The organism is Steroidobacter sp. (assembly GCF_036402275.1).
Taxonomy (GTDB): Bacteria; Pseudomonadota; Gammaproteobacteria; order Steroidobacterales; family Steroidobacteraceae; genus Steroidobacter.
The window spans coordinates 77937-104671 of the sequence record NZ_DASWTF010000055.1; the positions used below are offsets into that span (position 1 = coordinate 77937).

Sequence of the window (26735 nt, forward strand, 5' to 3'; positions counted from 1 at the left end):
TCGACCATGCAGGTTTCAGTTGAATCGACCGGGGCCCTGGAGCGCCGGATGGAAGTGCAGGTTCCGGCCGAGCGCGTCGAAAAGGCCGTCGACGAGCGGCTGCAGCGCATGAGCCGCACGGTGCGGCTGAAGGGCTTTCGCCCCGGCAAAGTGCCTGTAAAAGTCGTGCGCCAGCAGTTCGGTCAGCAGGTCCGCCAGGAAGTGCTGGGCGACGTCATGCAGAGCACGTTCAACGAAGCCGTCGTGCAGGAAAAACTGACACCGGCCGGCGGCCCGCGCATCGAGCCGATCAACCTGGAGCAGGGCTCGGACCTCAAGTACCGCGCGATTTTCGAGGTGCTGCCGCAGATCGAGCTGAAGGGCGTCGAGAGCCTCAGCGTCGAGCGTCCCACCGCTACCGTCGCCACGGGCGACGTGGATGCCATGATCCAGAACCTGCGCGAACAGCGTCCGACCTACTCGGTCGTGGAGCGCGAAGCGCGTGATACCGACCGCGTCACCATCGATTTCGAGGGCAGCATCGACGGCCAGCCCTTCGAAGGTGGTAAGGCGGAAAACTACCCGATCGATCTCGGCGCGGGGCGCATGCTGGCCGATTTCGAGGCCGGGCTGCGTGGCGCCAAAGCCGGCGACAAGAAGGACATCGAGCTCACTTTCCCGGCCAATTACGCCGCGAACCTCGCCGGCAAGCAGGCCAAGTTCGCGATCACCGTGCACAAGGTGGAAGAGCGGCAGTTGCCCGAGCTCAATGACGAATTCGCCAAGATTTACGGCGTGGAAGAGGGCGGCATCGACCGTCTGCGCTCGGAAGTGCAGGAAAACATGGAGCGCGAGCTCGGCGAGGCCATCAAGGCCCGCGTCAAGAAGCAGATCCTGGATGGCCTCTTGGCCGCCAATCCGATCGAGTTGCCGAAATCCATGGTCGACGCCCAGGTGCGTGAGCTGCAGCTCGACGCGGCCCGTCGCATGGGCGCTCGCGACGCCTCGCAGATTCCGCCGCCGGAAGGCTTCCAGGACACCGCCCGCCGTCGCGTGGCGCTGTCGCTCTTGATCGGCGAGATCATCCAGACCGCCAAGATCCAGGTCGATCAGGCCCAGGTGCAGGCGCGCTTCGAAGAGCTGGCCGCGCAATATCCGGACCAGGGTCAGGCCCTGCAGCAGTACCGCTCGAACCCGCAGTTCCGCCGCCAGATGGAAGCCGCGGTGCTGGAGGATCAGGTGATCGACTGGCTCACGCAGCGCGCCCAGGTCGCCGACAAGCCGTCGTCTTTCAAGGAAATCATGAATTTCGGCGCCTGATTAGACACCGGACAAAGGAGCGGGCGCGCGTGCGGCGGTCGCTAGTAGAGGGGCACTTGCCTCTTCTAAACTAGCCCCCACACATCGCCCACTCCCCTTACTCAAGATCAGCACTCACAGATGGCCACCATGAATCTAGTCCCGATGGTCGTCGAGCAGACCGCTCGCGGCGAACGCGCATACGACATCTACTCGCGGCTGCTGAAAGAGCGCGTGATCTTCATCGTGGGCCCGATCGAGGACCACATGGCCAACCTCGTGGTGGCGCAGCTGCTGTTCCTCGAATCGGAGAACCCTGACAAGGACATTTCGTTGTACATCAACTCGCCGGGCGGCTCGGTCAGCGCCGGTTTGTCGATCTACGACACCATGCAGTTCATCAAGCCCGACGTGAGCACCATGTGCGTTGGCCAGGCGGCCAGCATGGGCGCGGTGCTGCTGGCGGGCGGCGCCAAGGGCAAGCGTTATGCGCTCCCGCACTCCCGCATGATGATCCACCAGCCGCTGGCGGGCTTTCAGGGCCAGGCCTCGGACATCGACATCCACGCCCGCGAAGTGCTGGAAACTCGCGAGCGCCTGAACCGTATTCTGTCCAAGCACACCGGCCAGACGGTGGAGCGCATCAGCAAGGACACCGACCGCGATAACTTCATGGGCGGCGAGGCGGCGGTGGATTACGGGTTGATCGACCGCGTGATGGAAAGGCGCGGCGAGCCGGCCCTGGTGGCGGCGGCCAATATCCGCTGATTCGAGCCGTTGCTTGGGAGCCCATTGAAGGCTCCCTCTGACGACCTCATGAAGGTCTTGAGCAGACGGGCTGGAGTCGCTGACTAACCCCTTGGGGCAGGTAGGGTTTTCCCTGCCGCCCAAGCAAGGGGATCAACCTGCAAAAAGGCCGGAAAGGGCGTCTTTGCAGCCTGATGGCAGCGCGTGCTATATAGCCCGGACGCAATAGTGTCGCGACGGTGACGCGATTTCGTAACACGCTGGGGCGGCCCCAAAGGATCCATCCGATCTTGCGGGGACTTGATGAGCAACTGTGAAGTAGTTGATTCGCCTTGGCTTTCGAGGGTAATGCATGTCCGACGATTCCCGCGGCAAACACGACGACGGCAAGCTTCTGTACTGCTCCTTCTGCGGCAAGAGCCAACACGAAGTGCGCAAGCTCATCGCCGGCCCGTCGGTGTTCGTCTGCGACGAGTGCGTGGAGCTCTGCAACGACATCATTCGTGAAGAGCTCGAAGAACGCGCCGAGCGCACGCGCGACAAACTGCCGCGCCCCCACGAGATCAAAAAGGTTCTCGACGAGTATGTGATCGGCCAGCCGCGCGCCAAGAAGGTGTTGTCGGTCGCCGTTTACAACCACTACAAGCGCCTGCAGACGAAGACCTCCGAAGCGCGCGCCAAGGACGAAGTGGAGCTCGCCAAGAGCAATATCCTGCTGATCGGCCCGACCGGCTGCGGCAAGACGTTGCTGGCCGAGACGCTGGCGCGTCTGCTCAATGTTCCGTTCACCATCGCCGACGCCACCACGCTGACCGAAGCGGGCTATGTCGGCGAGGACGTCGAGAACATCATCCAGAAGCTGCTGCAGAAGTGCGATTACGACGTCGAGAAGGCGCAGACCGGTATCGTCTACATCGACGAAATCGACAAGATCTCGCGCAAGTCCGACAACCCATCCATCACTCGCGACGTGTCCGGCGAGGGCGTGCAGCAGGCGCTGCTGAAGCTCATCGAAGGCACGATCGCCTCGGTGCCGCCGCAGGGCGGTCGTAAACATCCCCAGCAGGAATTCCTGCAGGTGGACACGACCAACATCCTGTTCATCTGCGGTGGCGCGTTCGCGGGCCTGGAGAAGATCATTCTCAATCGCACGCAGAAGACGGGCATCGGCTTCACCGCCGACGTGCGTCAGACCAGCGAGCGTCCGCACGGCTCGGATGTGTTCCACGACGTGGAGCCCGAGGATTTGATCAAGTTCGGCCTGATTCCGGAGTTCGTCGGCCGTCTGCCCGTGGTGGCGACGCTGGACGAGCTGGACGAGGCCGCGCTGGTGTCGATCCTGCTCGAGCCCAAGAACGCGCTCAGCAAGCAGTATCGCAAGCTGTTCGACATGGAAGGCGTGGAGCTCGAGTTCCGCACCGATGCGCTCAAAGCGGTGGCCAAAAAGGCCATGCAGCGTAAGACCGGCGCTCGCGGCCTGCGCACGATTCTCGAGAACGTGCTGCTCGAAACCATGTATGAATTGCCGTCGTTGCGGAACGTCCAAAAAGTCGTGGTCGACGAGCAGGTCATCCTCGGAGAGAGCAAGCCGTATGTGCTGTACGGCAACGCCGACGATGGTCGTCTCGCGGCCGTCGAAGAACGCCGTCCCACCGGCAGCGACCACTGATCGTTAATCCTTTTGGCTCACCTCTTCGAAGTGGAGAGGTGAGCCTGCTTGCCCCGGCCGCACGTTTTTCCGAACGCAATAGGCCCAACCCTGCAATTCGCACTCGTCGCGACACGCATCCGCTCACGGATTTTTTGCGACATCGGAAAACCCGATGGCATTTGCGTGGCACAGAACTAGCAGGGCTGCGTTGCTTCCGGTATTTTCGATTGCGACTTCATTTTCGTTTTCTCGGCGTCGGTAGATCGTGCCGGCGCTTCACACAAGGTACTGCGCGTGAGCACCGACATCCCTGAAGCTCCCGAATCCGACAAGACGCCGCCGGCAGCGCTGCCTGTCCTGCCGTTGCGCGATGTGGTCGTCTATCCCCACATGGTCATTCCGCTGTTCGTCGGCCGCGAGAAATCCATTCTTGCGCTCGATCAGGCCATGCGCTCCGGCAAGCAGATTCTGCTGGTCGCGCAGAAACAGGCCGACGTCGACGATCCGAGCGCGCAGGATCTGTATCGCCTCGGCACCGTCGCGACCATTCTGCAGTTGTTGAAACTGCCCGACGGGACGGTGAAGGTGCTGGTGGAGGGCGCCGAGCGCGCCAAGATCGAAAAGCTGGTGACTGGCCAGTATTTCTCCGCCGACATCAGCCCGTTCAAGGACATCGAAAATTACGACGAGCGCGAAATGGACGTGCTCGCCCGCTCGGTCACCTCGCAGTTCGAACAGTATGTGAAATTGAACCGCAAGGTGCCGCCTGAAGTGTTGACGGCGCTTGCAGGTATCGAACAGCCGGGCCGCCTCGCGGACAACGTCGCCGCGCACATGTCGCTGAAGCTCGATGCCAAGCAGAAGGTCCTGGAGATCCAGGACGTGCGCAAGCGTCTCGAGCACATTCTGGCGCTGATCGAAGGCGAGATGGATGTGCTGCAGATCGAGAAGCGCATCCGCGGCCGCGTCAAACAGCAGATGGAAAAGAGCCAGCGCGAGTACTACCTGAATGAGCAGATGAAGGCCATTCAGAAGGAGCTGGGCGAAATCGAAGACGCGCCGAACGAGCTCGCCGAGCTCGAGCAGCGCATTCAGAAAGCCGGCATGCCGAAGGAAGCGCGTGACAAGGCGATGAGCGAGCTCAACAAGCTCAAGCTCATGTCGCCCATGTCCGCCGAAGCCACGGTGGTGCGTAACTACGTCGACTGGCTGGTGAAGGCGCCTTGGAAAAAGAAGACCAAGGTCCACAACGACATCAACCTCGCCGAGAAAGTGCTCGACGAGGATCACTACGGCCTCGAGAAGGTGAAGGAACGCATCGTCGAGTACCTCGCCGTCCAGCAGCGCGTGAAGACGCTCAAGGGCCCGATCCTGTGTCTGGTCGGTCCGCCGGGCGTGGGTAAGACGTCGCTCGGTCAGTCGATCGCGCGTTCCACGAACCGCAAGTTCGTGCGCATGTCATTGGGTGGCGTGCGCGATGAAGCCGAGATTCGCGGTCACCGCCGCACGTACATCGGCTCCATGCCCGGCAAGATCATCCAGAACATGGTCAAGACCGGCGTGCACAATCCGCTGTTCCTGCTGGACGAGATCGACAAGATGGCCATGGATTTCCGTGGCGATCCGTCATCGGCGTTGCTCGAAGTGCTGGATCCGGAGCAGAACTCGACATTCAACGATCACTACCTCGAAGTGGACTTCGATCTGTCCGAGGTGATGTTCGTGTGTACCGCGAACAGCCTGAACATTCCGGCGCCGTTGCTGGATCGTATGGAAGTGATTCGTCTGCCCGGTTACACCGAGGACGAGAAGAGCGCGATCGCGCAGCGTTATCTCATCCCGAAGCAGATGAAGCAGAACGGTCTGAAGGACAACGAGCTGAAGGTCACCGAAAGCACCGTGCTCGACACCATTCGTTACTACACGCGCGAGGCCGGTGTTCGTAACCTCGAGCGCGAAGTGTCGAAGCTGTGTCGCAAGGCCGTGAAGCAACTGCTCACCAAGGGCGAACCCGACCACATCACGATCACGCCGAAGAACCTGTCGAAGTATCTGGGCGTGCGTCGCTTCCGATATGGTCGTGCCGAGGAGCAGGATCACATCGGTCAGGTCACGGGCCTGGCCTGGACCGAAGTGGGCGGCGAGTTGCTGACCATCGAGTCCGCCATCGTCGCGGGCAAGGGCAAGCTCACGCACACCGGCCAGCTCGGCGAAGTGATGCAGGAGTCCATCCAGGCCGCGATGACCGTCGTGCGCAGCCGCGCCGCCGTGCTCGGCCTCGACCCGGACTTCTATCAGAAGTGCGACGTGCACATTCACGTGCCCGAAGGCGCCACGCCCAAGGACGGCCCGAGCGCCGGTATCGGCATGTGCACAGCGCTGGTGTCGGCGCTGACCAAGGTGCCGGTGCGGTCCGATGTGGCCATGACGGGCGAAATCACCTTGCGCGGACAGGTGCTCCCGATCGGGGGCTTAAAGGAAAAATTACTCGCCGCGCATCGCGGTGGAATCCGCACCGTGCTGATCCCGGACGACAACACCAAGGACCTGGCGGAGATCCCCCAGAACATCAAGGACAACCTGGAGATCAAACCGGTCAAATGGATCGACGAGGTGTTGCAGGTAGCACTCAAACACATGCCCGCGCCGGTTCCGGCCGCTGCCGAGCCGTCGCGTGGCAATGACAAACCGCGGGCCCGGAGGGTCGCAAAGCGGGCGAACAAGCAGGTTCGCGCCCACTGATCGCAGGCGAAAATGAGCCCGGAGCTGTCGTGAAAAGCGCAGCTTCGGGCCCGATCGCCCGCCTTCGCCCTTGAATCAACCGACAGCGTTCGCGGCATTGCGCTTCCTTTCTACGCCGCTCGCTGCTATAACGCGCCCCCGTTCCTGACGTAAGGTCTGGAGCGAGGCTGTTTACAAGAAGGAAACCCGGATATGAACAAAGCGGAACTGATCGACGCCGTGAGCACGAAGACGGGCCTGCAGAAGGCCGAGGCCACGCGTGCCGTCGATGCGGTTTTCGACGCCGTCACCGAGGCCCTGAAGGGTGGCGACTCCGTGTCGCTGCTGGGCTTCGGCACGTTCGTGGTGAAGGCCCGTGCGGCCCGCGCCGGTCGTAATCCGCGCACCGGTGAGACGATTGAGATCGCCGCCACAAAAGTTCCTGGTTTCAAAGCTGGCAAGGCGCTGAAGGATGCTGTAAATTAGCGCGCCTTCGAAACGGGGGGCGTAAAACCCCTCGCTCGTCAGGGTACTGCCAAGGTACTGTTTGAGCGTAGGTTCACGAATACTTCCCAAGTAATCGTCGGGTGCTTAGCTCAGCGGTAGAGCGTCGCCCTTACAAGGCGAATGTCGTGGGTTCGATCCCCTCAGCACCCACCACTCTGTTGTGACATCAGAGTGTCTCAAGCGTCAAAGTCACAAAGGTTCCAGCGCGGAGCGGTAGTTCAGCTGGTTAGAATACCGGCCTGTCACGCCGGGGGTCGCGGGTTCGAGTCCCGTCCGCTCCGCCAGTCCTTTGTGAGTACTTGCGCCAACTCAGGCGTCCCCAGCCACCCTCTAGTGGCAAATCAGTGCCAAAATTCTGGGGACGCGAGGGAACGAAGCCCGTCGTGGCTCGCTGCCGAGTAGACCGGCTCCGGTGATCGTTCCATCGCTTGCTTGATCCATACAACGTGGTAGCGAAGCTGCCGCGACTCCAATCCGCGTGAGACGTCGCGATGATTTTCTTTCCCTCCTCGATCACGAGGGGGGTCGATCGGCGGGCGATCTTTTTTCGAGAGTAGGTGACCTCCTCGGACGCGTCATCTCCAATGGCGCGCGTCCACACCGACTCCAGAATCCTTCGGTACTCGTTGACCGTGGAGAAGGCGAGGGCGTTCATCTCCACGAGCATGTTCATGTCGCGTGGCTCGGCACCTGAAACGGGCTGCGCGCTCAAAGAAGCAGTCTGGTGGACCGAAGCTCGTGACATCTTTTGGCAATGAATCGTTCTGCCTTTCACTCCTTGCCATCGCGCTGTATGTCCCGCGCTGCCGATCAGCCCCTGCGCTTCGCCATCGAGGCCTCTCTACATCGGCGACAGGTCCACCTGGGATCAGCGGGGGCTCGGGCGACCAGGCAGTTGTCGCCAGAAATCGGCGACGGCGCGCGTGAATTCGCTCGGACATTCTTCGAGCAGGTAGTGCCCGCAGTTCGCAATCACCTCACCGCGAACGTTCTCTGCGAGCGGCTGCAAATTCAGCCGCATGTTCGGGCCGAGACTGCCATCCGCCCCAAGCGTGAGAATCGGCATCGGCAGCTTGCGTCCCAGCCTCGCCTTCATCTGCGACATGCCTGAAGCGTTGAAGGCTTCGCGATAGTAGTCGAAGCCAGCACGGGCCGCGCCGGGAAGAGAGAAAACGCGAACATACTCATCGAGAGCGGCCGGATCGATCGTCCACCCTCGAACGGACTTGTTGGCAAACAGCCAGGCGAGATATGCGCGTTCGTGACCTTGCACCAAGATCTCGGGCAGGTCGTTCAAACGATTGAAGCCAAAGTGCCAGGACCTGGTGTTCTGCGCATCGCTTGGCGTCGCTGCGGCCGGAGCCGTCCAAGGAATCAAGGCCTCGCTCAAAACCAAGCTACGCACGTCTTCGGGATGAGCGCTCGCATGTGCGTAGGCGATCCATGAGCCGACATCATGCGAGACGATGTCGATGCCGCTGGCACGTGCCAGGCCGGCTGCCTGGATAAATGCATGCACATCGTCAGAAGCAGTCGCAAGATCGTAACCGCCCGCCGGCTTTTCGCTGTCTCCGAACCCACGTGGATCGAGCGCGTAGACCTCCCGCCCCGATGCTGCCAGATCTTTCATGACGAAGCGCCACGCATACCAACTCTGCGGCCAACCGGGTAACAACAACACCGGCTCGCCCTTGCCGACCGTCACGTAATGCAGTCGCACGCCGTTCGCGATCACTGAGTGGTCTGCAAAGCCGAACGAAGCCGCCACGGAAGTGGGCGCCGCGCTGGCGATTCTCGGAGCGACAGCAGATAGGGCTCCCACGACCGATAGCGCAGCCGCTGTGATTGTCATTGCGACGCTGCCCGGGGTACCGGATTTCTGACGTTCAGACATTTCTATTCCGAAGATTAAGAGGCTCGCACGCGAAGATGCGCGCGAAGGGGCGGTGAGCGTCCCTAAAAGAGTAAATATCAGGCGAGCAGCCGCAACGCCTGATCCACGGCGGCCAACATCTCGGTACGGGTACGCCCAGCCTTGCCGACGACGCGGAAACCTTGCAGCAGGCACAGCAGGGTACGAGCCAAGGCATCGGCATTGATTCCAGGAGGGATGGAGCCATCGGACACGCCGAGCCGGATGAGATCGCGCAACAAGGTCTCGAGTCGCCGCAAAGCCGTGGTGACGCGAGCACTCGTCTTTGCATCGAAGGTAGTGAGGTGCGTCAAGCTGCCTACCACGAGGCACCCGCGCCGGCCTTCGAGGTCATGTGACACCTCGGCATAGAAGCGCAGCATGGCTCGAACCTTGTCGAAGCCGGTCTTCTCGGCATCCAGCAGCTTTCCCAACTCAGCATGGCGCCGATGCGTGTAGTGGTCGAAGGCGGCTAGAAAGAGCGTGCGCTTGTCATTGAACGCCTTGTAAATGCTCCCAGCAGTGAGTCCCATCGCAGAACCGAGTTCGCCCAGCGACGCGCCGTGATAGCCGTGCTCACGGAACACCAGCAGTGCCCCGTCCAGCGCTGCTTCCATGTCGAATTCGCGCGGACGCCCAGGGCTGCGGCGCAGCTGCGTGTTTTTCGTGGATTTCACCATGCGCCCATAATAGGAGGAGATCGTTTCCTAAATCAAGTGACGTGGCGAAGTCGGTGCGAACAACCGCAAGACCTATGTGATCGAAGGCAAAAGATAGTGAAGCCTGGAGGAGAGCACCGCGTGCTACAAATCCGTTCAATTGAGCATTCGCCTGCCAATATGCAAACCGCGTGCGGCATTTGAGCGAGCAAATTGCCGGATGAGGAGCGTAGAATTTCGTTCCAACGATCGAAACGTGAACGAAGGATGCGAGAGATATGAAACGGATGTTTCAGGGCGGCTGTCAGTGTGGTTCGGTGCGCTACCGCTATGAAGGGGAAGTGCTGAACATCTTCGCTTGCCACTGCACCGAGTGCCAGAAGCAATCCGGGAGCGCCTTCGGCATGGGCCTCTGGGTCGAAGCGAGCGGTCTCGAACGTCTTTCCGGGACGCTGCTCAAGTGGACCCGGCATTTACCCACGGGCGAAGACATGGTGTGCGAGTTCTGCGACCGATGCGGCACGCGCGTATTTCATGTCTCCGAGAGTTATCGAGCCAAAGGCATCGTGAGTATCAAGCCCGGCACGATCGACGACACCAGTTGGGTTCAGCCTCGTGCTCAAATCTGGCTCGAGCGGGCACAGTCGTGGCTGGCGATCAAACCGGGTTCCGTTACATACCCACGAAATCCGCCGAGCATCGCTGCTCTTGCCGACCTTCCCGAGTGATGTCCATCAAGATCGACCAGATCGACAGGCGTATCCTTCGAGCGTTGCAAAAAGACGGCCGTCTGCAGAACGTGGAGCTCGCAAAACGAGTAGGACTGTCTCCATCGCCGTGCCTGCGGCGCGTGCGTCGACTCGAAGAAGCGGGCGTCATCGATCGCTATGCCGCGCTGCTCGACGCATCGAAGATAGGTGTCAATCTAACTGTGTTCGCGCGCATATCGCTGATCTCACAGGACGCGGAGACGGTTGAACGATTCACCAATGCCATGCGGAATCTTCCGCAAGTCGTCGAGTGCTACGTCATGGCTGGCGAATGCGACGCGCTGCTCAGGGTGGTCGCCGCTGACCTGGACGATTATCGTCGCTTCCAGAGTACGCACCTGACGCGAGTCAACGCCGTGCAGACGGTGAAGACAGATATTCCCCTGCAGAAAATCAAACTGTCCTCCGAGCTGCCCCTGTAAACCGACACAGAACGATAGATTCATCGTCTCCCGCACGCGCAGACGAAGCGGCGATCAGCGCGTGACCAAGGCAGCAATAATGAGCACGCAAAAGATCCCGACGTTGAGCTTTGGTTCCCAGTACTCCATAAAGAGGAAGGTAATCGCGAGCCATCCAAAGGCCGCTGCAATGGACAGGATCAGTGCAGGTGTCTCGCTGAGCAGGTTCATGGCCCGCCAGGCTAGCAAGAGCCCCAGCAATCCGAATGCAACCTGTCCCAACGCAAATGCGGAGTTCAATCCGTAGTACAGAGTCGTCTCCAAACCGGGCGCGCGTTTGCCCCGCAGATGCTGGGACACCACATCAACGACGAAATGCAGTATGCCGGTCAGGGCGAGCCAGCCGTAGGCTGCGTAGACAATGTACTTGTGCATGGTTGATTGGCGTGCAAATCGTCAGTTGGCCTTGCGTTCGCGTCGCTGCAAGGACCGATGTTATAAAGTCACGCTGGCGGGTGCCATCTTCATCAATGGCGCGAGACAGGTAGCGTGTCATGGCGGCATGTTGCCGGTTCGGGTTTTAAAAACTCTTTAATCGCTCTTATGCCAAAGTCGCCTCCCTGGAAGCCGCAGTCCGCATTTTGTTAGTTGCAGACGACGTGATGTTGGCCGAAGCGGTGCAAGCCCGCAGCGCCATTCGCCTCTGACATTAGTTCGACTGCGCTGTCCATTAAACTTGCGTCGACTTACAACGCAGCAACCCATGGAGGGCGACCCCTTTGTCAATATTCGGCGTCCGCGCCCGAGCATTGCTTTCCGCAGCTCTTTTTGTTCCGCCGCTTGTTTCCTTCGCTGTCGATCCAGGAGCACTCTGGGCCGAATACCCAGGAATCTTGTTCCACCTTTCGTTATTGCTACTCGTGCCCTTGCTGAACGCACCGACGTGGGCGAGAGCCGCAGGCTACAGCTGGCTTGCCATCGACGTGCTCGCAGGCGCTTTGCTGATCAACAACGTGTCGCACGACATTGCGGATCCTGTCCGTCTGGGCGGCCATATCCTGGGCGGGCTCTGGGTCGCCGTCGCATCGTTTCATAGCACATCGCTGGCGATTCGCGTCGTGGGGATGGTCGGCGGCCTATGGCTCGGCGGATATACGTTTGTGGCGACTATCGCGCCAGAGGGCGCACTGGCCCCAGCGGGCATTCTCATTACAGTTTGGCTGATCTTACTGGCCGTCATCGGTGTGCCTCAGCGTGCCAGCTTCCCTATGAATTTGTAGTGAGCGGTGTTGCAGAGGTCGCGGCATCGAGTCGACGATTTTTGCTCCGTGCGTGCCAAATCGCGTTAGTGGCCCGCATGTGGTTGAATTGCCCATATGCACGCCGATCCGCCGATCTGGGACGACCTTCGCGTTCTGCTTGCCGTTCATCGCGGTAAGAGCTTCCTTGCTGCAGGCAAAGCCCTTGGTATTGCGACCTCCACCGTCGCACGCCGGCTGCAAGCGCTTGAGCGCGCGTTGGGTCGGCCGCTCGTCCAGCGTGGGAGCACTGGCGCCACGATAGAAGCCGACGCGCTCAGCTTGATCGCCCTCGGCGAGCATATGGAGCTCGAGTTGGAGGCTTCGCGTCGTGCTCCGGATATCAAACGCATTTCAGGAACGGTTCGCGTGTCCGCGAGCGAGGGCTTCATGCGTCCGCTCACCCGCGTGCTTGCGCGCGTACAATACAAGCATCCGGCGCTTGCATTGGAGATCTCATCAGAATCGCGCCTCGCGGATCTTGCCCGGCGCGAAGCCGACATCGGCGTTAGAATTGCGCGTACCACCTCGGCTGCGGTGATCGAGAAGTTCATGGGGCAAGCGAGGGTCGCGGTATTCGCAGCTCGCAGCTATATGGAGCGCCGACTGCCTGGAGCGCGGCTGCCCCGAGACCTGGCCGGGCAGCACGACTGGATAGCTTTCGATCGCACGCTCGATGGCCTGCCGACGCAGCAGTGGATGCGCGCCTACGGAGCGACGCGTTTCGTTTTGCGCTCGACGTCACCTACGGCGTTAGAAGAAGCAGTGGTCGCAGGGATGGGGCTCGGCATCCTCGGCGAAGCACACGGCGCCACGCTCGATCTGGTGCGTATCGAAACGGAAGCGATGCCGCCGCCAGTGGATGTGTTCCTCGCGTTTCACCGGGAGGTGAAGAACGTGCCTCGCATCCGGGTGGTAGTGCGCGAAATCGAGGCCGAGATTCGACGCGCGTTGGCGTGAACTGGAAGTTGGGCCCGCAAGCGATCGAAGTCGACTCACGGACGAATCGCTGCGATCGGCGCTGCAAGCTCCGGCGCAGCCGCACTCATCATTTCCGCGAGCATGCGGGGTTCCGCAGTGCCGAGTGCTCCCAGATCGCGGCTCATCTGAGTGCGGCTCATCGCCCAGAACAATCCGGCCAGGATGAAGCGCGGCAGTCGCTCGAGCTGAGCGATAACACGCGGGCGCACGTCGTTTCCTAATGCACGCACGATGCGCATGCCGGCATAAAGCGCATCGGCGTGCTGTCCTGCTTCGCGCCACGAGATGCCAGCGCCTCGTGCAAATGATCGAACCCCGATTGACATGAGAGGTAGGACCATCGCGGCGTGCGAGCGGAGCCAACTCTGCATGTCGTGCTCGACCACGGTGGGAATTCCGGCGGCAGTGAACAGGGGTGCCCAGGCGGGATCGCTGACCGTCGTGCCGCGACGAATCTGCGGCGCGATGCGGCCGGCTTTGATTAGCGTGAATACTCCGCGAGGGAATCCGAAAGCGAAGCGCTCGGCGCCGACCGCCTCGCACAGCGGATCGATCATCTCAAAAGTGTTGAACATGAACATCACTTTGCGCGCGCTGGAATCCCTGAGGGAGGGCAGAACGGCCGCTACCTGAGGCGCCAGCACCGTGACGAGTACAAGGTCGAACTCGATAACAGCGTTGAGTTCTGTGGCGACGGCGACGGCAGAGCGCTCTTCGGTGTCAAGGACGATGGCGCGATCCCGTGAAATCTGTTCGAGGCGAGCGCCGCGAGCCACCACGGTGACATCGTGACCCGCTTTGGACAGTTGGAAGGCGAACGTACTGCCGATGGCGCCGGGCCCGACGATTGCGATTTTCATGGCGCCACAGACTGCATCGGGGCGTGAAGGCGCACAATGCACATGCGTCGAAAGTGGCTTTGCGCCCGTGCAAAGCGCGACCTGATGCCAGGCATCGCCTTGGAAACAATCGCTTTCCGGCCAGCGGTGCGAGAACCACACGGTTGATCACTCTAAGCAACCGACTCCCGGTCAACGTCCGCTCCAGCAGTGCCGACTTGGCTGCGCAGCTGAGCCCCTGCGGTGGTGGCGTCGATCAAGAACCACATGTCGACGAATAGGCCGTCTTCGACGCGGTATGAGCCATATTCCATGATGTTGAGCGCAGCGCCGGTGGGCTCATGTCCCAAGAACGGCTTTACAGGAGTGCCGGTGTCCTGAAGCCTGGCAGCGATGCGATTCTCGTCTGTGAAAAGGTCGTGGACGGTCCAGTAAAAGTCGGGCACGGCATCGGCGATGCCTTTGAGCGCCGCGATGACATTTTCACGCTTGTAAGCCGTACCGTTCACGTGAACATCGCCTGCAATCAGCTTGCCGACAGTGTCCCAATCGCGAGTGTTGAGCCCAGCGATGTAGCGGCCATAGAAATCCTTAAGATCGATGTTTGACATTGATTTTCCTTCTTTCGAATCGGCGAGCCGGAACGGCCATCAGCGCTCGTTTACCCGTAAGATTGCACATCGCGAACTTATTTATGCAGTGATCGTTACGTATATCTTAGGATCGCTGCGCATGAGCGTCAATGAAATAATGTAGTGATCGATGCAGAAAAATGATCTGAGTGTATCGGGTACCGCTTCGGCCCGTCGTGGACGCGGACGGCCGCGTGCGTTCGACCGTGAAGCCGCGCTGGCGGAGGCCATGCGGCTGTTTTGGATCAAGGGCTATGAGGCGACATCAATCGCGGACCTGACTGAGGCACTGGGCGTCGGTCCTACCAGCCTCTACGCCGCCTTTGGCTCGAAGGACGATTTGTACGCCGAGGCGTTGCGGCATTATTCCTCGACCTACGCGCATTTAACGCTTGGGCGGTTCCGCGAGGCTGCCACGGCGCGCGACGCCGTGATGGCCTTTCTGTATGACTCGGCTGCTGCCATGACGGGGGCGGATTGCAATCTTCCCCACGGCTGTATGGTGACGCTCGGAACAGTGGGTAGCGATGGTCACGCCGAGCTCGCCAGTTTGATGCGATCGACGCGAGGTGGCGCGTTCGACTTGCTCACGGCCCGTCTCAAGAAGGGGGTTGAGGATGGAGAGCTTCCAAGTTCCCTTGATATCACCAAGCTCGCGAGATTCCTGCAGACCGTGCAGAGCGGGATGGCAATCCGTGCTCGCGATGGTGCCGAAAGAGCCGAACTCCAGGGTGTAGCCGAAATCGCGATGGCTGGATGGGACGGGTTTGTCGCTGGGGCCGGATCAAGATAGACGCCGTTCGCGGGCAACCAAGAAACATGCGTGGAGAGTCCGCGCTTCTTTCCCACGTCGCGTGCAAGCGTTTGTTAGCAACGGTCTTCACAGGCACCTGCCCGCACCGGCTGCATGCATCGCTGCTCTTTGGGCTCGGTCATCGGCACAATTCCAGCACGTAACCCGATGCGGCGAACGCTTCGTTGCCGGTCATCCGCCCATCCACGCGTTTCAGAATCTTGAAGCCTTCCGCAAGATATAACCGGAGCGCCGGCTCGTTTCCCACCAGCACCTCGACCGAGATGGTGCCTTTACATGAACCAATGGCATGTCTCACCAAGGCTCTGCCAACGCCGCGCCGATAAGCTGCCGGATCGACGTACAGCCATGTCAGCTCGTCGTCCTTGATCGCTACGAACCCGAGCACTCGTTCGCCATCCTCCGCAACGGTCACAGAGCACTCAAACAGCCCTTCATTCTCTGCAGCTTGCTCCAGCGTCAGGAAGGCCTCGGTGAGACCGCTGGCACGCAACTCGTCCATGCGAGCGCTGTCGTGAATGGCGCACAGGCGCGGCCAGTCCTTGGTTTGATAGGGGCGTAGTCGCATATGGTCGATCTGCGGTTTTTCTTCAATATATCCATTGTAGACGATGGTGCATCCGTCTGGCCCCGAAAGAAGAGGGCTTGATAGAGACGTAAAATCAGTAAGACACGCGATGGCTGCCTCCGAATCTGCCTGCAAGAACTTCCAGCGTTGGATGAGCTCGCGCGCAGCCGCCGTGCGCTGCTCAATCGAAGGAAGCCGTCACCCGTAATCCGATGATGCCAGCGTCGCTGCGATCCGAGTATCCGCCGGGCGCGACGATATATTGCACGTTGGGTTGCACTGTCAGCCACGGCGCCACCACCCAGCGCACGAACGCCTCGGCGAGGTATTCGGTGTCCGCAGCGTGCTCGGCGTGATCGAGCAGATGTTTATATCGTGCGAATCGACTGTTGACGTGCGTCGCCGTGACGGCAACGCCGTATCCATCGAGCGCGCTGCCAGGTGACGGATTGGTGTAGGTCAGGCCGATGCCGATCTGCCGATCAAGTTTGCTCGCGCGTTTCTCGGCCTGCACGACATTGAGGAATACCGCGAGGCCGTCCGTTGTCAGCTGCTGACGTATTTGCGCATATGCGCCGTAGCGGCCATGCCGTTGGAGTGCAGGCAACTCGCTGAGCGCGCGGGGTGCACCGTCGACATCGAGAAAGGCATCATCCGCCGTGGAGGTGTCGTACCAAGCACCCAACTTGTAGGTGCCGGGTAAGAGGCTCGCGCCGAGCGTAGGCGTGAATGCGACTTCCACCGGCAGGAGCACGCCCGTGGCGCCACTGAACCGACCGATGGTGAAATTCTCCTCCAGGTTCTTCGGATTGACTTCGAACGCGCCGATTTGGGCATAGCCGGTCGTCACACGATAGCGCCAGCGCATGCCCCATTGGCTGATCGGCCAGTTGTACCAATAGTCGCTGACCACGCTGCCGGGTCGCGCGCCGCACAGACCGAGGTTCATGAAATCGCACGAGAACGCGGCGAAGTCTTCACCGGCCGTCAGCCGGCCGAGCTTTACGTCCACCCGGCCTTCCGCGAGTTGCTGCTGATACCAGAATTGCGTGAGCCGCGTGGTCTGGCCACGGCCGTAGTTCGCCTGCACCAGTTCAAGCGTATCGAGCCCAGCGTCGCTGACGAGATTGTCGCCGCGACGCCAGGTCACCATGGCTTGAAACGTTCCGCCACGAATACCGAAGAGCTTGTCCATATCGAGCCGAGCCCCGACGTCAAGCTCGCCTGTCTCACGCAGTACTCGGTCGGCGCCGCCAGTCACATTGGCGGCCGCCTCGGATATATAAGTTACGTGTGGTTCGATACCTCGCTGTCGGATCTCGTGCTTCAGAGCGTCCTGAGTCCACGCCGTCGATGTGCACAGCGTGGAGCCCAGGGCGAGGGCGAGGCGAGCGGATTGTAGCGAGCAGCTCATCGCCGACCTTCTTGCAGGAAGGGCAGCAGATCGGTCAGCAACGCTTCGGGGCATTCCTCGGGCGCAAAGTGACCGCACCCCGGCAGCACGCGTCCGCGTACTTGAGTAGCCACCGGCCGCAACATCGTCTGCGGTAGATCGCGGACGCCATGATCGCCACCGAGCACGAGCACCGGCATCGTGAGCTTGCGCTTCGCGCGCTGCTCGTCCTGGCGCATCGTTTCTGGAAACGCGCGGTAATACTCCATTTGCGAGCGAATGCCACCGGGCACGGCATAGGTCTCAGCGTAAACATCGAGGGCGATGCGCTCGGGTCGGTACGCCCATTTGTCGAACAGATAGCTCATGAACGCGCGCTCACGGCCCTGAATCAGCAGCTCTGGAAGATCGGGCTGCTGGTTGAACATGAACTGCCAGAAGAACGCGCTCTGCGCCTGCGGCATCAACACTTCCGGCGACGGTTTGAGCAGACCTGGAATGCCGCCCTCGATGAGCGCGACGCGCTCCACTGCCGCCGAATGGTCGGCCGCCATTGCGTAGCCGATCCACATCCCGATGTCGTGCCCGACGACGGAGTAACGCTGATGCCCTAGCTGCTGCATCAACGAGTGCAGATCTCGAGCGAGTTGGCCGGTGTCGTAACCGGCTGCCGTGCGACTGGAATGACCCATTCCGCGAGGATCGACGGCGATGACGCGGAAGCCCTGATCGGCAAGGGCCGGCATGACGCTGCGCCATGCGTACCACGTCTGCAGCCACCCAGGGATGAGTAGCACCGGCGGCCCCTCGCCGCCGCTCACGTAGTGAAGCTTCAGATCGCCGATCTCTGCGTATTGATCGCTGAAGCGGCTATCCACCGCGGCTCCGAGCGCGACGTGTCCTGCTGGAGCAGATATTCCTGGGGCGCTGGCGTTAGTTGTTTCAATCGCGCTCGAGAGTAAGGCAGCAGCGATTCCAGCTGCTACCAGGCGGGGCGCGAATCTCTTGATCGTCATCATCGGCGTTTCATCCATTGTTGAACGGGCGACAAAGAATTGCCGAGGCTTCGGCCGGCCGTCAAGCATTATTTGTCGAACGTTCAAAAATGACGCGATAATTGCGCGCCCGATCGAGGGCGGGCGAACGCCTCAGGAGCCTGTCTGCTCTTGCAAAAGCGGCGCGCAACGTCGATTATTGGTGGCATGACAAAGAATGAGACGGAGCATGGCCGGCAGACCCCGTGAGTTCGATCGAGACGAGGCGTTGGCGCGCGCCCGGGATGAGTTCTGGTCGCGCGGCTATGAAGGCACGTCGATGGCGGATCTCGTCTCGGCGCTCGGGATTGCATCGGCGAGAATCTATGCAGCGTTCGGCTCGAAGGAGGATCTGTTTCGGGAGGCGGTGGGCCTCTACGAGTCCGGCGAGGGCGGCTTCGCCAGTCGGGCGCTCGCGGAAGAGCCCACTGCGCGACAGGCAATCGAGCGGATGTTGCGCGATGCCGTGGAGACCTATACGAGGCCGGGAAGACCGCGCGGCTGCATGGTGGTGTCAGCGGCCATCAACCTGGCCACGGGGAACGATCAGGTGCGCGAATGGCTGTCGAAACGGCGCAAACAGCAAACGACTTCGATCATCGATCGGCTCAAGCGGGCGGTGAGCGAGGGTGAGTTGGCATCTGGAACCGATCCGCAACTGCTAGGCGACTACTTCACGGCCCTGATGCATGGGCTCTCCGTACAGGCTCGCGACGGAGTGCCGAAGAAGCGACTACACGCCTTGTGCGCCCTGGCGGTCGAACAAACGTTCGGCAAGCGCCGGAATTAGCAGCGCGGGCGAACTGGTTGTTAGAAACGGTCCCTGCCGTCGTAGCAATCCTCAAAACCAAGTAAGCGGTCGCACGAGGGGCGTTAGAACGTCGTGGATATCGCGGTTCGCATTAAACGAGTGCTCATCACATCAGCTGTGTTACTCGGCGCCGTCGTCGCATTCTGCTTCGTTGGTCTGCTCGTGATCGTCGGTTCTGCTATCGCTTTCAGTGGTTCGACTGGTAGCGCCTGGCGCGCCTTCCTGCAATCGCTGGCCCCCCTTGCGCACTTCGGAGCAGGGGCAGTCGCGGCGGGTGGTCTCGTTGCTCTCGTTAGCGCCGCCGCGGCATCGCATGGCTTGTGGGCAAGGTCCATTGCCGCAGGCTCGGTCGTCGGTGGCATCGTTTCGGTACTCATTCCACCCCTCGGCAACGCCTTGCTTTCGCTGTCCAACCCCATTCTCGCCGTGTTGGGCAAAGTCTTTTTGAACAAGTGAGCCAGGCCGGTCTCGCTCGATTTCTTTGCGCCGGATCATGGAATGGGCGGGCAGTCCTTTTTAGACTGCGCGTTCACATCCAAAGACCGAGGCCCAAGGAAACATGACGGCCAGTCTGCAGAAGACCAAGGTGGATTTCGCCGGCCTGATGCGCGTGCTCGGCGAAGCTTTGTACTCGACCCCGCAGGTCGCCATCCGGGAGCTCGTTCAGAACGCGCATGACTCCTGCACCCGAAGATCGCTGGAGGCGCCCGATAGCTTCGAACCGGCGATCGAGGTGACGGCCACACCGGGCACGCTCACCATCACCGACAACGGCGCCGGGCTGACTGCCGAAGAAATCCATTCGTACCTCGCTACGGTCGGCGCGGGGTACACGCGAACTCTGCGAGAAAAAGGCGCCGAAGGCTTGATCGGCTACTTCGGTCTCGGATTTCTTTCTGCCTTCGCGGTCAGCGAGCGGGTGGAAGTCTGGACCTGTTCCTACCAGACGCCGGAGGTTGCACACCGGTTCGTGAGTCGCAGCGGCGAAACCTACACCGTCGAACGCGCCGAGCCTCGTCCTATCGGCACGCAGCTTCGCCTGATCTTGCGCCCGGCGTTTCCAGAGCTGGGAGATGCGCAGGTGGTGCTGAGCCGACTGCAGCGATACTGCTGCCTGCTCAAGTATCCCGTCTCTCTCAACGGTGGCACACCGGTGAATATTGCCGGTGCGCCGTGGCGCCAGCCCAAGCAGACGAGTCCTTTGCGGTTGCGGACCCTGTCGCTCGAGTTCGCGCGGCGATTCGAGCGAGTCTTTCAGCCAATTGCCACGGCGCCAGTGGCGAGTCCCGATAACGCGCTGTCTGGCCTGCTGTGGATTCAGGACGGAGGCAGCTATGCGACCAGCGATAACCGCAACATCTCCGTCTTCGTGCGAGGCATGCTGATCGGTGAGGATGAGCGGGATTTGTTGCCGCGATGGGCCGGGTTCATCGGCGGGGTGATAGAAAGTAATGTTTTGCAGCCCACCGCCAGCCGCGAGTCGCTCAGAAAAGATGAGATGTACCAAAGCACCGCTACGGCGCTGCGCGAGTGCCTGATCCGCGCATTGTTCGATCTCGCGGAGCAGGAGCCGGCAACGTGGCGCCGCGTGCTTCTCCGGCACAACGAAGCGTTGTTGGGCGCGGCGCTCGTCGACGAAGAGTTGTTCAAGCTCGTCGGGGACGATGTGACCGTGCCGACGACGGAAGGCGATTTCACGCTTCCTGCTCTGCTGGATCGCTGCGAAGGCAAGATCTACGTCACGCAGAGCGATCGCGCCGGCGTCGAGTCGATACTGTTGCGTGCGTTGAAGTTGCCAGTAGTGCTCGGCACGCGCTATGCAGCTGCACCTTTCTGCACGAGGTACACGAGCAGCCGCCGAGGTCAACTCGTGCTGCTCGGAACGCAGGGCGGCGACCAGACCCTGTTCAAACCTGCCGATCTCGGCGAGGCACAGTGCGAATCATTGCGCGCCTGGTTTGCCATGCCAGACCGACAGGTGCTGGTGCGGCGGTTCGATCCGGCATTCCTGCCGTTTGCGCTGGTCGTCGATCGTGACGTCGAGCTCAAGCGAAGTCTCGACAGCGACGAAGCCGATCGCCGCATCGGGCAGGCTGTGCTCGGGCTGGCCCGGCAGTTCACGAAGAAGATCGCTGCCGATGCGAGCGTGCGCATGTACGTGAATGCGGCCAACCCTGTCGTGCTCGCGCTGTTCGATCTCTCTGAACGGCAACGCAGCCGCGCGCTGGCGTTACTCAAGCCGCTGGCGACGCTCACCTCGGGAGCCCAAGGTGAGCACGACATCGAAGGCGCGATGACCGCGTTCGGCGATTCATTGCTGAACGTCCTCAAGGAGGGATGAGTGGATATTTGGGAGTGGGTCTATCAAACGTGCGACGATTTGCGCGAGGCAGGCCACGAGCGCCTGGCGTTCATCGTCGACGAGTTGCCAGGGCTGATCTGCGGCGACCAACAACTCGAGGCCGAGGCATTGATCCCCGAAGGCCTGGCGCTCGCCCGCAGCATCGATCATCCGTGGCTGGAGGTATATCTGCGGCACTGGCTGGCGCAGAGCCGCGTCGTACGTCGCCGTGACGTGACGGGCGGCCTTGAAGAACTGATTCATCTGCTCGACTTCGCTCACGGTGAACGTACCGCGGCTTGTCCGCAAAGCGTCTGCGTCACGCAAGACGTCTGCATCGCTTACGGCGCCGTCGATGGACCCGGCTATGCGGAGGAGCGCCTGGCCGCATCCGCTGAAACCATCGAGCGCATCGATGTCACCTGGCCCTGCTTTCAATGCATCAGCGCTGAACATGCGGCAGCGTTGCTGGACGCCGGACTCTACCAGGATGCAGAAAGCTATTGCCGAACTCAGCTGGAGAAGGCATCGACGGCGGGACAAGGTACGTTGTGGCAGGTGAAATGGCATCTCGTCGATGCACTGGCGCGGCAAGGCCGGCATGAGGAGGCGCTGGCATTGCTGGATCCCGAGGGCTGCCGCGGAATGGACGAGGAGGAGAGCAGGCGACACAGTCTGCACCATGCGCGCGAGCTTGCCGTAGCCGGCAAGCTCGATGAGGCGGTGTCGATCCAGATGCAGCCCTTGGGCTTGAAGCCCAGCGAGTACATCTTATGGCTACGTGCCGAGATCGCCTTTTGCGAGCGCGTTCCCGAACGCAACGACTTCCAGTTGGGCAAAACGTTACGCAGATTATTCACAACGTTGCGCGATCACGGCGCGCTCTACGAGCAGGCCGAGATCGGCATGGCGGCCGCGAAGCTTGCTTTGGCGCGCGGCAGTTCGGTCGTGGCGACGATGTATTGGGAGGAAGTCGAAGCAGTCGTGCCCCGTCTTCGCCGCCCGCAGAGAATCATCGAAGAGCTGGAAACGCAGCGACGGTCGCTCGCGCCCAAGGCGGCAGCACCGATGGCGGAATCCTCTCTCATCGACGCGCTCACGGATAATCCAGAGCGCAATCTCGAGTTGCTGCAACAGGCCACGACGGAAGCGGCAAGCAGCGAAGCGATCCTGCTGGCTCGTTGCGAGGCGTATCGAGAAGCAGGCTTCTCCAATCGAGCGAAGTCCGAGCTTGAAGAATTCGTTGCGCGGTATCCCGAATCGGTCCCGGCACTGGATCAGTTGCTACGCGTGCTGCTTGCAGCCGTCGATGAAGCGGCAATGCGTTCGCTGGTACAAAAGATAGACGAAGCACGACGGCCGCGCGCTTTGTTCTATCAAGCTCGGCTTTATCAAGGCCAGCGGCGCTGGCAGGAAGCGGCCGCGGCGCTCGAGGTTGCGCGACGCCTCGAGCCGGATGTTCCAGTGCTCGCGAGCGAGCTGGCAGTCGTCTACCGTCACTTGGAACGTTACGAAGAGGCTCTCACCATCCTCGACGAGCTGGTCGCGTCCGAACCGGAAGCTGGCGATGTCGACTGGGAGCGCATGGTCGTGGCCACCGCGCTGGGCCGGTTCGACGAAGTGCGACACAGCGCGCGCCGTCTCGAGTTCGATTTTGCGGGCGAAGGTCCCATCGATCAGCCCTATGCCTACTGCGACATCCTTCTCAAAGACGCAGCAGGCCGCGAAGTTCCTCATCGCGCAGAGCGCATCAGCCCAGTCGTCGCGCGAATTCTGCAAATGCAGGCTCCGGCGGTCCCATCTGTGTTTAGGGATGAGATCCTGTTCGATCCTGTGTCGCTGAATCCGCCGCCGGAGCAGGGCAGCGATGAGCGCCCTATACTGCGCTTTCGACCAATCAAACAATTGCGTGCCGGAGGCTACCGCGTGTACGACATCGACGGTGTCCATCCCGGTGACGAATCTGTGGAAGGTCTCAGAGCGGCGCTGCGCGAGCTGGGCGTGGTGCTGTCCATCCGCAGCTCAGAGGAATATCAGATCGAGGTGGACCCGGAACAAGAACCGGTGCGCGGCCTCTACGCCTTTCTGGCCGTGCCCGGCGAGGTGACCTCGGCGGAGGTGCTGGCCTGCGTGCAGTCGTGCACAACAAACTGGCTCGGGCCCATGACTTATCGCGGACTGCTGAAAGAGTTGGGCATGGCTGAACAGTTGGCGCGGCAGGAACAGTGGGCCGATCAGGTGCAGCTATAACGTCAAAGCGGCGATCAGTCATCGCTCAGGCCGCCCGGCGATGCCGGGCGGCCGCTCTGCTCGAATCCTCCCGTCACATGCGAGCGCGCATGGCAAGCGTGACCAAACGACCCAAGGGGTTGGACACGAAGCCGTTGTAGCCCCAACCCGCGGCATTGCCGAAGATGCCGGAGGTATTGCCGTTGTAGAACGGCGGCTCCTCGTCCGTGAGGTTGCGGACATTCAGCGACACGATCCAGCCGTTGAACCTGCTGCCGTTGCCGAACGTGTACTGGAGGTTCAAGTCGAACGTGTTGTCGGCGTCCACGTCGTCGCCGCCGCCGGTGGGGATGCCGGATTGGACGATGATGGGATTGACGCTGGTGGACGACCAGTTCTTGTAGCTGCCGGTGTGATTCCAGAACAGGTCGGCGGAGAAGTCGTTCCATGCCACGCCCAACTGCGCGCGATGTTTGAATCGCACCGATGGAAACGTGGTGTTGAAGCCGGACGTGTCGAGGATGTCGAACTCCGTGCCGCCACCGAAGTTCTGTGTGTACTTCGTGAAGTACGATGCCGAGTCTCCCACCGTGAAATCGAAGGCGCCCACCGAGAATTCGTAGGCGAAGGTCGCATCGATGCCCTCGAGCAGCAGATTGAGCGCATTACGCGAGCTCTGATCGATCATGTAATACACCGTCGACGGGATCGCGCCCGAGATGGTTGCGCCGTTCGCCACGTTCGCGAACTCGAGGATCTGCGCTTCGGTGCATCCGCTCGGGCAGATGGTCAGCAGGTTGTTGAGCCCACGGTTGTTGACGATGGCGGTAGGGCTCGGCGAGCTGACGCCGCCGATGAATTTGTTATGAAAGAACGTGACCGCACTGTTGAAGCCCGGCAGCCACTCGGGGGCGAAGTCGAAGCCCACCGACCAGCTGCGACCCTTCTGCGGCACCATGTTGCTGAACCCGCCGCCGAGTTGCCGACGCATCGCGAGGTTGCCCTGGCCGATGGTGCAAACATCCGAGGAGGCCGTGCAAGGTGTGTTGGTATTCTGTACCACGGCGCCCGGCACGTTGACGACTTCGGGATAGTTTGCGACCGGAACGTTGATGGTGCCCGTTGGGCCCACGCTGCCCGATGCATACAGAAAGCCCTGCGTCGAATCGCCGATCACCGCCAGCGGCGGCGCCACGAAAGCGCTGGCATAGTTGGCGCGCACCCGGAAGCCTTCGGTGATGTCCCAGTTGAACGCGTACTTGGGATTTTTCGTGTCGCCCACGTCGGAGTACTCGTCATAGCGACCGGAGATATTCACGTCGAGTCCGTGCACGAACGGTACGTCCATCTCGGATGAGATCACGGGGATCAGCACCTCGGCGAACGCCGACTTCACGCTGCGATCGTAGTTGTAGACACGGAAGGTCGAGCCGGTGCTGGTGGGCCCGGTGTTGTTGCTGCCCGAGATCTTCTGCTGCTGTTCATGCCAGAAGTATTCGGCGCCCACCGCGACCTTCAGTTCGCCGGCCGGCATGTTGAAGACCGGCCCCTGGAAAGTGAGCCGCGTCTGGTTGGTCGTGTTGTAATTGGTGTTCTCGGTGTTGGCCGAATAAATCGAACGCAGCACCGTCGGCGAGGTCAGATTCGAGCCCAGCGGATTCCAGACATCGAGCGCGTTGCTCGTGGTGAGCGGCAGATTGAGGGCGATGACGTTCTGGCCGGCGATGGAGGACGCAGTGGTGCTGCCGTTCGCTTGCGCCGTACCGTTCAGAGCCAGTGTCGCACAGGTGGCGCAGAACGTATTGATCGCGTTGCCCGCCGAGCGGTTCCACCCGAGCCCGTCTTCGAGAGACACCGACCAGTCGTTGCCGAGCTCGTAGTTGACGTTGAATGTGGCGTAGGCCACGTCCGCTTGCGTTTCAGCGATGCCGTAGTTGCCATCCTCGCGCAGCGCGAGCCACGTAATGCTTTCGCGATTTGCATTCGGCGCGCCGGCCGGCGCTCTGAAGAACGGATTTGTTTGACCCGGTGCGCCCACACCTGGTCCGAACGCGGTCACGCTGGTCAAACCCCCCGGCGCCTGCGCCGATTCGCCTTTGGTTCTGTTGAAGTTCACCGTGCCGACCACCGTCAGTCGGTCGCTGAAGTCGTTGACGATTTTCACCAGGCCGTTCAAGCGGTACGCTTCCGGCACGAGCGTGGCGTAAACTGAGTTGTTACACGGTGCGTTGCTGGGGGTGTTCGGCACGGCGCTCGAGGCGTCCGGCGAGAGGAACACGCCGGAGGGCACGGCGCCGCCCGATACTCCCGTCACCGTCATGGTCGACGGGCTGCACTGGAAGCTGTTGTTGTTCGAGCCGGTGGGGCGATAGTCGCCGCGGCTGCTGAAATCGCGATCGCGCGCCATCAGCTCGCTCGAGGTGTTGTACTGACTGGCGAAGTACACGCCGCCGGTGTCCCACGTGTGGCCCCAGATCATGTTCAGATCCAGAGCGTCGTAATCGTCCGCAAAGCCGTACGAGACGTTACTTTCGAAGCCGTCGAAGGTGCGGCGGGTGATGAAGTTCACCACGCCGGCGACAGCGTCGGAACCGTAGACGGACGAAGCGCCGTCGGCCAGCACCTCGACGCGCTGGATCGCCGAGATCGGAATGATGTTCGGGTCGGATTGATTGAACTGCGTGCCGCCGCCGGGAATGCGCAGGCCGTCGGCCACCACCAGCGTAGTGTTGGATGAGGAGCCGGCGAGACTGTGAATCTGTGGAGAATAATAAGAGAAGACATTCTCGCCCTGGGCGAGCGAGCCCGAGGTCGAGATCGCAGGCACCGTGTTGACCAGCGTCGATAGGTTGATCGCGGCGGTCTTTTCAATGGTGTCCTGGCCCACGGCAACCATGTTGGAGCCGACCGGTACGGCGCCTCGAATGCTGGTGCCGGTGACGAGCACGGTCTCGAGCTCGGAGAGTTCGGAGAGCTCGTTGGCCGGCGTGGGCGTGGCCTGATTCGCTGTCTGGTCCTGAGCGAATGTTGGGCCGGCCGACAGCGAAGCGGCGGCGAGCGCCGCGAGCACCGAGGCGCGAAGTGAGCGAGATGCTGGCATTGTCGAGTCCCCCTATCTGAGCGTTGTTGTGAGCTATCAAACGAACTTT

General features: G+C 61.2%; 23 protein-coding genes and 2 tRNA genes. 16 read left to right on the top strand and 9 right to left on the bottom strand.

Annotated features, from left to right (window positions below):
- Positions 1-6 precede the first annotated feature (6 nt).
- From tig to VGD45_RS33500, 7 genes are all read left to right on the top strand, one after another.
- Entirely contained in the window at positions 7-1299 is a 1293-nt protein-coding gene (gene tig / locus VGD45_RS33470; protein ID WP_331159761.1) for a trigger factor, read from the top strand.
- 120 nt (positions 1300-1419) lie between these two features.
- Positions 1420-2046 (top strand): ATP-dependent Clp endopeptidase proteolytic subunit ClpP, encoded by a 627-nt coding sequence (gene clpP, locus VGD45_RS33475; RefSeq protein WP_331159762.1) that lies wholly within the window; start codon positions 1420-1422, stop codon positions 2044-2046.
- Between the two features lie 331 nt (positions 2047-2377).
- Positions 2378-3694: an ATP-dependent Clp protease ATP-binding subunit ClpX gene (clpX, locus tag VGD45_RS33480; RefSeq protein ID WP_331159763.1), complete on the top strand. Its 1317-nt coding sequence runs from the start codon at positions 2378-2380 to the stop codon at positions 3692-3694.
- A gap of 276 nt (positions 3695-3970) precedes the next feature.
- A complete protein-coding gene (gene lon, locus VGD45_RS33485) occupies positions 3971-6418 on the top strand; it encodes an endopeptidase La (protein WP_349263411.1) in 2448 nt (815 codons plus the stop codon).
- Positions 6419-6610: 192 nt separating this feature from the next.
- Positions 6611-6883: an HU family DNA-binding protein gene (locus tag VGD45_RS33490; RefSeq protein WP_203167952.1), complete on the top strand. Its 273-nt coding sequence runs from the start codon at positions 6611-6613 to the stop codon at positions 6881-6883.
- A 99-nt stretch (positions 6884-6982) separates the two neighbouring features.
- A tRNA-Val gene (locus tag VGD45_RS33495) sits at positions 6983-7057 on the top strand.
- 54 nt (positions 7058-7111) lie between these two features.
- Positions 7112-7188: transfer RNA gene (locus tag VGD45_RS33500), tRNA-Asp, on the top strand.
- Positions 7189-7772: 584 nt separating this feature from the next.
- On the opposite strand, the gene VGD45_RS33505 is transcribed toward VGD45_RS33500, so the two are convergent.
- Both VGD45_RS33505 and VGD45_RS33510 read right to left on the bottom strand, forming a co-directional pair.
- Complete coding sequence (locus VGD45_RS33505; protein WP_331159764.1) at positions 7773-8756, bottom strand: alpha/beta hydrolase; 984 nt, start codon at positions 8754-8756, stop codon at positions 7773-7775.
- A 119-nt stretch (positions 8757-8875) separates the two neighbouring features.
- Positions 8876-9496 carry a TetR/AcrR family transcriptional regulator gene (locus tag VGD45_RS33510; RefSeq protein ID WP_331159765.1) on the bottom strand — a complete coding sequence of 207 codons (621 nt, stop codon included), beginning with the start codon at positions 9494-9496 and terminating at the stop codon, positions 8876-8878.
- Between the two features lie 257 nt (positions 9497-9753).
- On the opposite strand from VGD45_RS33510, the gene VGD45_RS33515 reads away from it, so the two are divergent.
- Both VGD45_RS33515 and VGD45_RS33520 read left to right on the top strand, forming a co-directional pair.
- Positions 9754-10203, top strand: coding sequence for a GFA family protein (locus VGD45_RS33515; RefSeq protein WP_331159766.1), 450 nt, complete (start codon positions 9754-9756; stop codon positions 10201-10203).
- Positions 10204-10208: 5 nt separating this feature from the next.
- Positions 10209-10667, top strand: a complete 459-nt coding sequence (locus VGD45_RS33520; protein WP_349263415.1) for an Lrp/AsnC family transcriptional regulator — start codon at positions 10209-10211, stop codon at positions 10665-10667.
- Between the two features lie 54 nt (positions 10668-10721).
- Here VGD45_RS33520 and VGD45_RS33525 read toward each other — a convergent pair whose 3' ends face one another.
- Positions 10722-11081, bottom strand: a complete 360-nt coding sequence (locus VGD45_RS33525; RefSeq protein WP_331159768.1) for a hypothetical protein — start codon at positions 11079-11081, stop codon at positions 10722-10724.
- A gap of 344 nt (positions 11082-11425) precedes the next feature.
- Between VGD45_RS33525 and VGD45_RS33530 the strand changes: the two genes are divergently transcribed.
- On the top strand, positions 11426-11926 hold the full coding sequence (locus VGD45_RS33530; RefSeq protein WP_331159769.1) for a hypothetical protein: 501 nt from the start codon (positions 11426-11428) through the stop codon (positions 11924-11926).
- Between the two features lie 96 nt (positions 11927-12022).
- Positions 12023-12904 carry a LysR family transcriptional regulator gene (locus VGD45_RS33535; protein WP_331159770.1) on the top strand — a complete coding sequence of 294 codons (882 nt, stop codon included), beginning with the start codon at positions 12023-12025 and terminating at the stop codon, positions 12902-12904.
- Between the two features lie 35 nt (positions 12905-12939).
- Here the strand turns inward: VGD45_RS33535 and VGD45_RS33540 are convergent, their stop codons facing one another.
- Together VGD45_RS33540 and VGD45_RS33545 are read right to left on the bottom strand one after the other, a co-directional pair.
- Positions 12940-13785: a ketopantoate reductase family protein gene (locus tag VGD45_RS33540; protein WP_331159771.1), complete on the bottom strand. Its 846-nt coding sequence runs from the start codon at positions 13783-13785 to the stop codon at positions 12940-12942.
- Between the two features lie 152 nt (positions 13786-13937).
- Positions 13938-14375 (bottom strand): ester cyclase, encoded by a 438-nt coding sequence (locus VGD45_RS33545; RefSeq protein ID WP_331159772.1) that lies wholly within the window; start codon positions 14373-14375, stop codon positions 13938-13940.
- Between the two features lie 151 nt (positions 14376-14526).
- On the opposite strand from VGD45_RS33545, the gene VGD45_RS33550 reads away from it, so the two are divergent.
- Positions 14527-15189, top strand: coding sequence for a TetR/AcrR family transcriptional regulator (locus VGD45_RS33550; protein WP_331159773.1), 663 nt, complete (start codon positions 14527-14529; stop codon positions 15187-15189).
- 139 nt (positions 15190-15328) lie between these two features.
- Here the strand turns inward: VGD45_RS33550 and VGD45_RS33555 are convergent, their stop codons facing one another.
- The 3 genes from VGD45_RS33555 to VGD45_RS33565 are packed head-to-tail and all read right to left on the bottom strand — an operon-like array spanning position 15329 to position 18049.
- Positions 15329-15913 (bottom strand): GNAT family N-acetyltransferase, encoded by a 585-nt coding sequence (locus tag VGD45_RS33555; RefSeq protein WP_331159774.1) that lies wholly within the window; start codon positions 15911-15913, stop codon positions 15329-15331.
- A 46-nt stretch (positions 15914-15959) separates the two neighbouring features.
- Positions 15960-17192 carry a carbohydrate porin gene (locus VGD45_RS33560; RefSeq protein ID WP_331159775.1) on the bottom strand — a complete coding sequence of 411 codons (1233 nt, stop codon included), beginning with the start codon at positions 17190-17192 and terminating at the stop codon, positions 15960-15962.
- Positions 17189-18049, bottom strand: coding sequence for an alpha/beta hydrolase (locus VGD45_RS33565; RefSeq protein WP_331159776.1), 861 nt, complete (start codon positions 18047-18049; stop codon positions 17189-17191). The genes VGD45_RS33560 and VGD45_RS33565 overlap by 4 nt, the downstream gene beginning before the upstream one ends.
- Before the next feature lie 346 nt (positions 18050-18395).
- On the opposite strand from VGD45_RS33565, the gene VGD45_RS33570 reads away from it, so the two are divergent.
- From VGD45_RS33570 to VGD45_RS33585, 4 genes are all read left to right on the top strand, one after another.
- The gene (locus tag VGD45_RS33570) at positions 18396-18995 is read left to right on the top strand and encodes a TetR/AcrR family transcriptional regulator (RefSeq protein WP_331159777.1); all 600 of its coding nucleotides are present in this window, start codon (positions 18396-18398) and stop codon (positions 18993-18995) included.
- A 93-nt stretch (positions 18996-19088) separates the two neighbouring features.
- On the top strand, positions 19089-19472 hold the full coding sequence (locus tag VGD45_RS33575; RefSeq protein WP_331159778.1) for a hypothetical protein: 384 nt from the start codon (positions 19089-19091) through the stop codon (positions 19470-19472).
- Positions 19473-19575: 103 nt separating this feature from the next.
- Positions 19576-21357, top strand: a complete 1782-nt coding sequence (locus VGD45_RS33580; protein ID WP_331159779.1) for an ATP-binding protein — start codon at positions 19576-19578, stop codon at positions 21355-21357.
- Complete coding sequence (locus VGD45_RS33585; protein ID WP_331159780.1) at positions 21358-23607, top strand: tetratricopeptide repeat protein; 2250 nt, start codon at positions 21358-21360, stop codon at positions 23605-23607.
- Positions 23608-23680: 73 nt separating this feature from the next.
- On the opposite strand, the gene VGD45_RS33590 is transcribed toward VGD45_RS33585, so the two are convergent.
- Positions 23681-26686 carry a TonB-dependent receptor domain-containing protein gene (locus VGD45_RS33590; protein ID WP_331159781.1) on the bottom strand — a complete coding sequence of 1002 codons (3006 nt, stop codon included), beginning with the start codon at positions 26684-26686 and terminating at the stop codon, positions 23681-23683.
- Positions 26687-26735 lie beyond the last annotated feature (49 nt).

Excerpts from the sequence above, each read along its gene's own strand:
- tig (WP_331159761.1), top strand. The coding sequence starts at position 7 with ATGCAGGTTTCAGTTGAATCGACCGGGGCCCTGGAGCGCCGGATGGAA.
- clpP (WP_331159762.1), top strand. The coding sequence starts at position 1,420 with ATGGCCACCATGAATCTAGTCCCGATGGTCGTCGAGCAGACCGCTCGC.
- clpX (WP_331159763.1), top strand. The coding sequence starts at position 2,378 with ATGTCCGACGATTCCCGCGGCAAACACGACGACGGCAAGCTTCTGTAC.
- VGD45_RS33490 (WP_203167952.1), top strand. The coding sequence starts at position 6,611 with ATGAACAAAGCGGAACTGATCGACGCCGTGAGCACGAAGACGGGCCTG.
- VGD45_RS33505 (WP_331159764.1), bottom strand. The coding sequence starts at position 8,756 with ATGACAATCACAGCGGCTGCGCTATCGGTCGTGGGAGCCCTATCTGCT.
- VGD45_RS33510 (WP_331159765.1), bottom strand. The coding sequence starts at position 9,496 with ATGGTGAAATCCACGAAAAACACGCAGCTGCGCCGCAGCCCTGGGCGT.
- VGD45_RS33515 (WP_331159766.1), top strand. The coding sequence starts at position 9,754 with ATGAAACGGATGTTTCAGGGCGGCTGTCAGTGTGGTTCGGTGCGCTAC.
- VGD45_RS33525 (WP_331159768.1), bottom strand. The coding sequence starts at position 11,081 with ATGCACAAGTACATTGTCTACGCAGCCTACGGCTGGCTCGCCCTGACC.
- VGD45_RS33535 (WP_331159770.1), top strand. The coding sequence starts at position 12,023 with ATGCACGCCGATCCGCCGATCTGGGACGACCTTCGCGTTCTGCTTGCC.
- VGD45_RS33540 (WP_331159771.1), bottom strand. The coding sequence starts at position 13,785 with ATGAAAATCGCAATCGTCGGGCCCGGCGCCATCGGCAGTACGTTCGCC.
- VGD45_RS33545 (WP_331159772.1), bottom strand. The coding sequence starts at position 14,375 with ATGTCAAACATCGATCTTAAGGATTTCTATGGCCGCTACATCGCTGGG.
- VGD45_RS33550 (WP_331159773.1), top strand. The coding sequence starts at position 14,527 with ATGCAGAAAAATGATCTGAGTGTATCGGGTACCGCTTCGGCCCGTCGT.
- VGD45_RS33560 (WP_331159775.1), bottom strand. The coding sequence starts at position 17,192 with ATGAGCTGCTCGCTACAATCCGCTCGCCTCGCCCTCGCCCTGGGCTCC.
- VGD45_RS33570 (WP_331159777.1), top strand. The coding sequence starts at position 18,396 with ATGGCCGGCAGACCCCGTGAGTTCGATCGAGACGAGGCGTTGGCGCGC.
- VGD45_RS33580 (WP_331159779.1), top strand. The coding sequence starts at position 19,576 with ATGACGGCCAGTCTGCAGAAGACCAAGGTGGATTTCGCCGGCCTGATG.
- VGD45_RS33590 (WP_331159781.1), bottom strand. The coding sequence starts at position 26,686 with ATGCCAGCATCTCGCTCACTTCGCGCCTCGGTGCTCGCGGCGCTCGCC.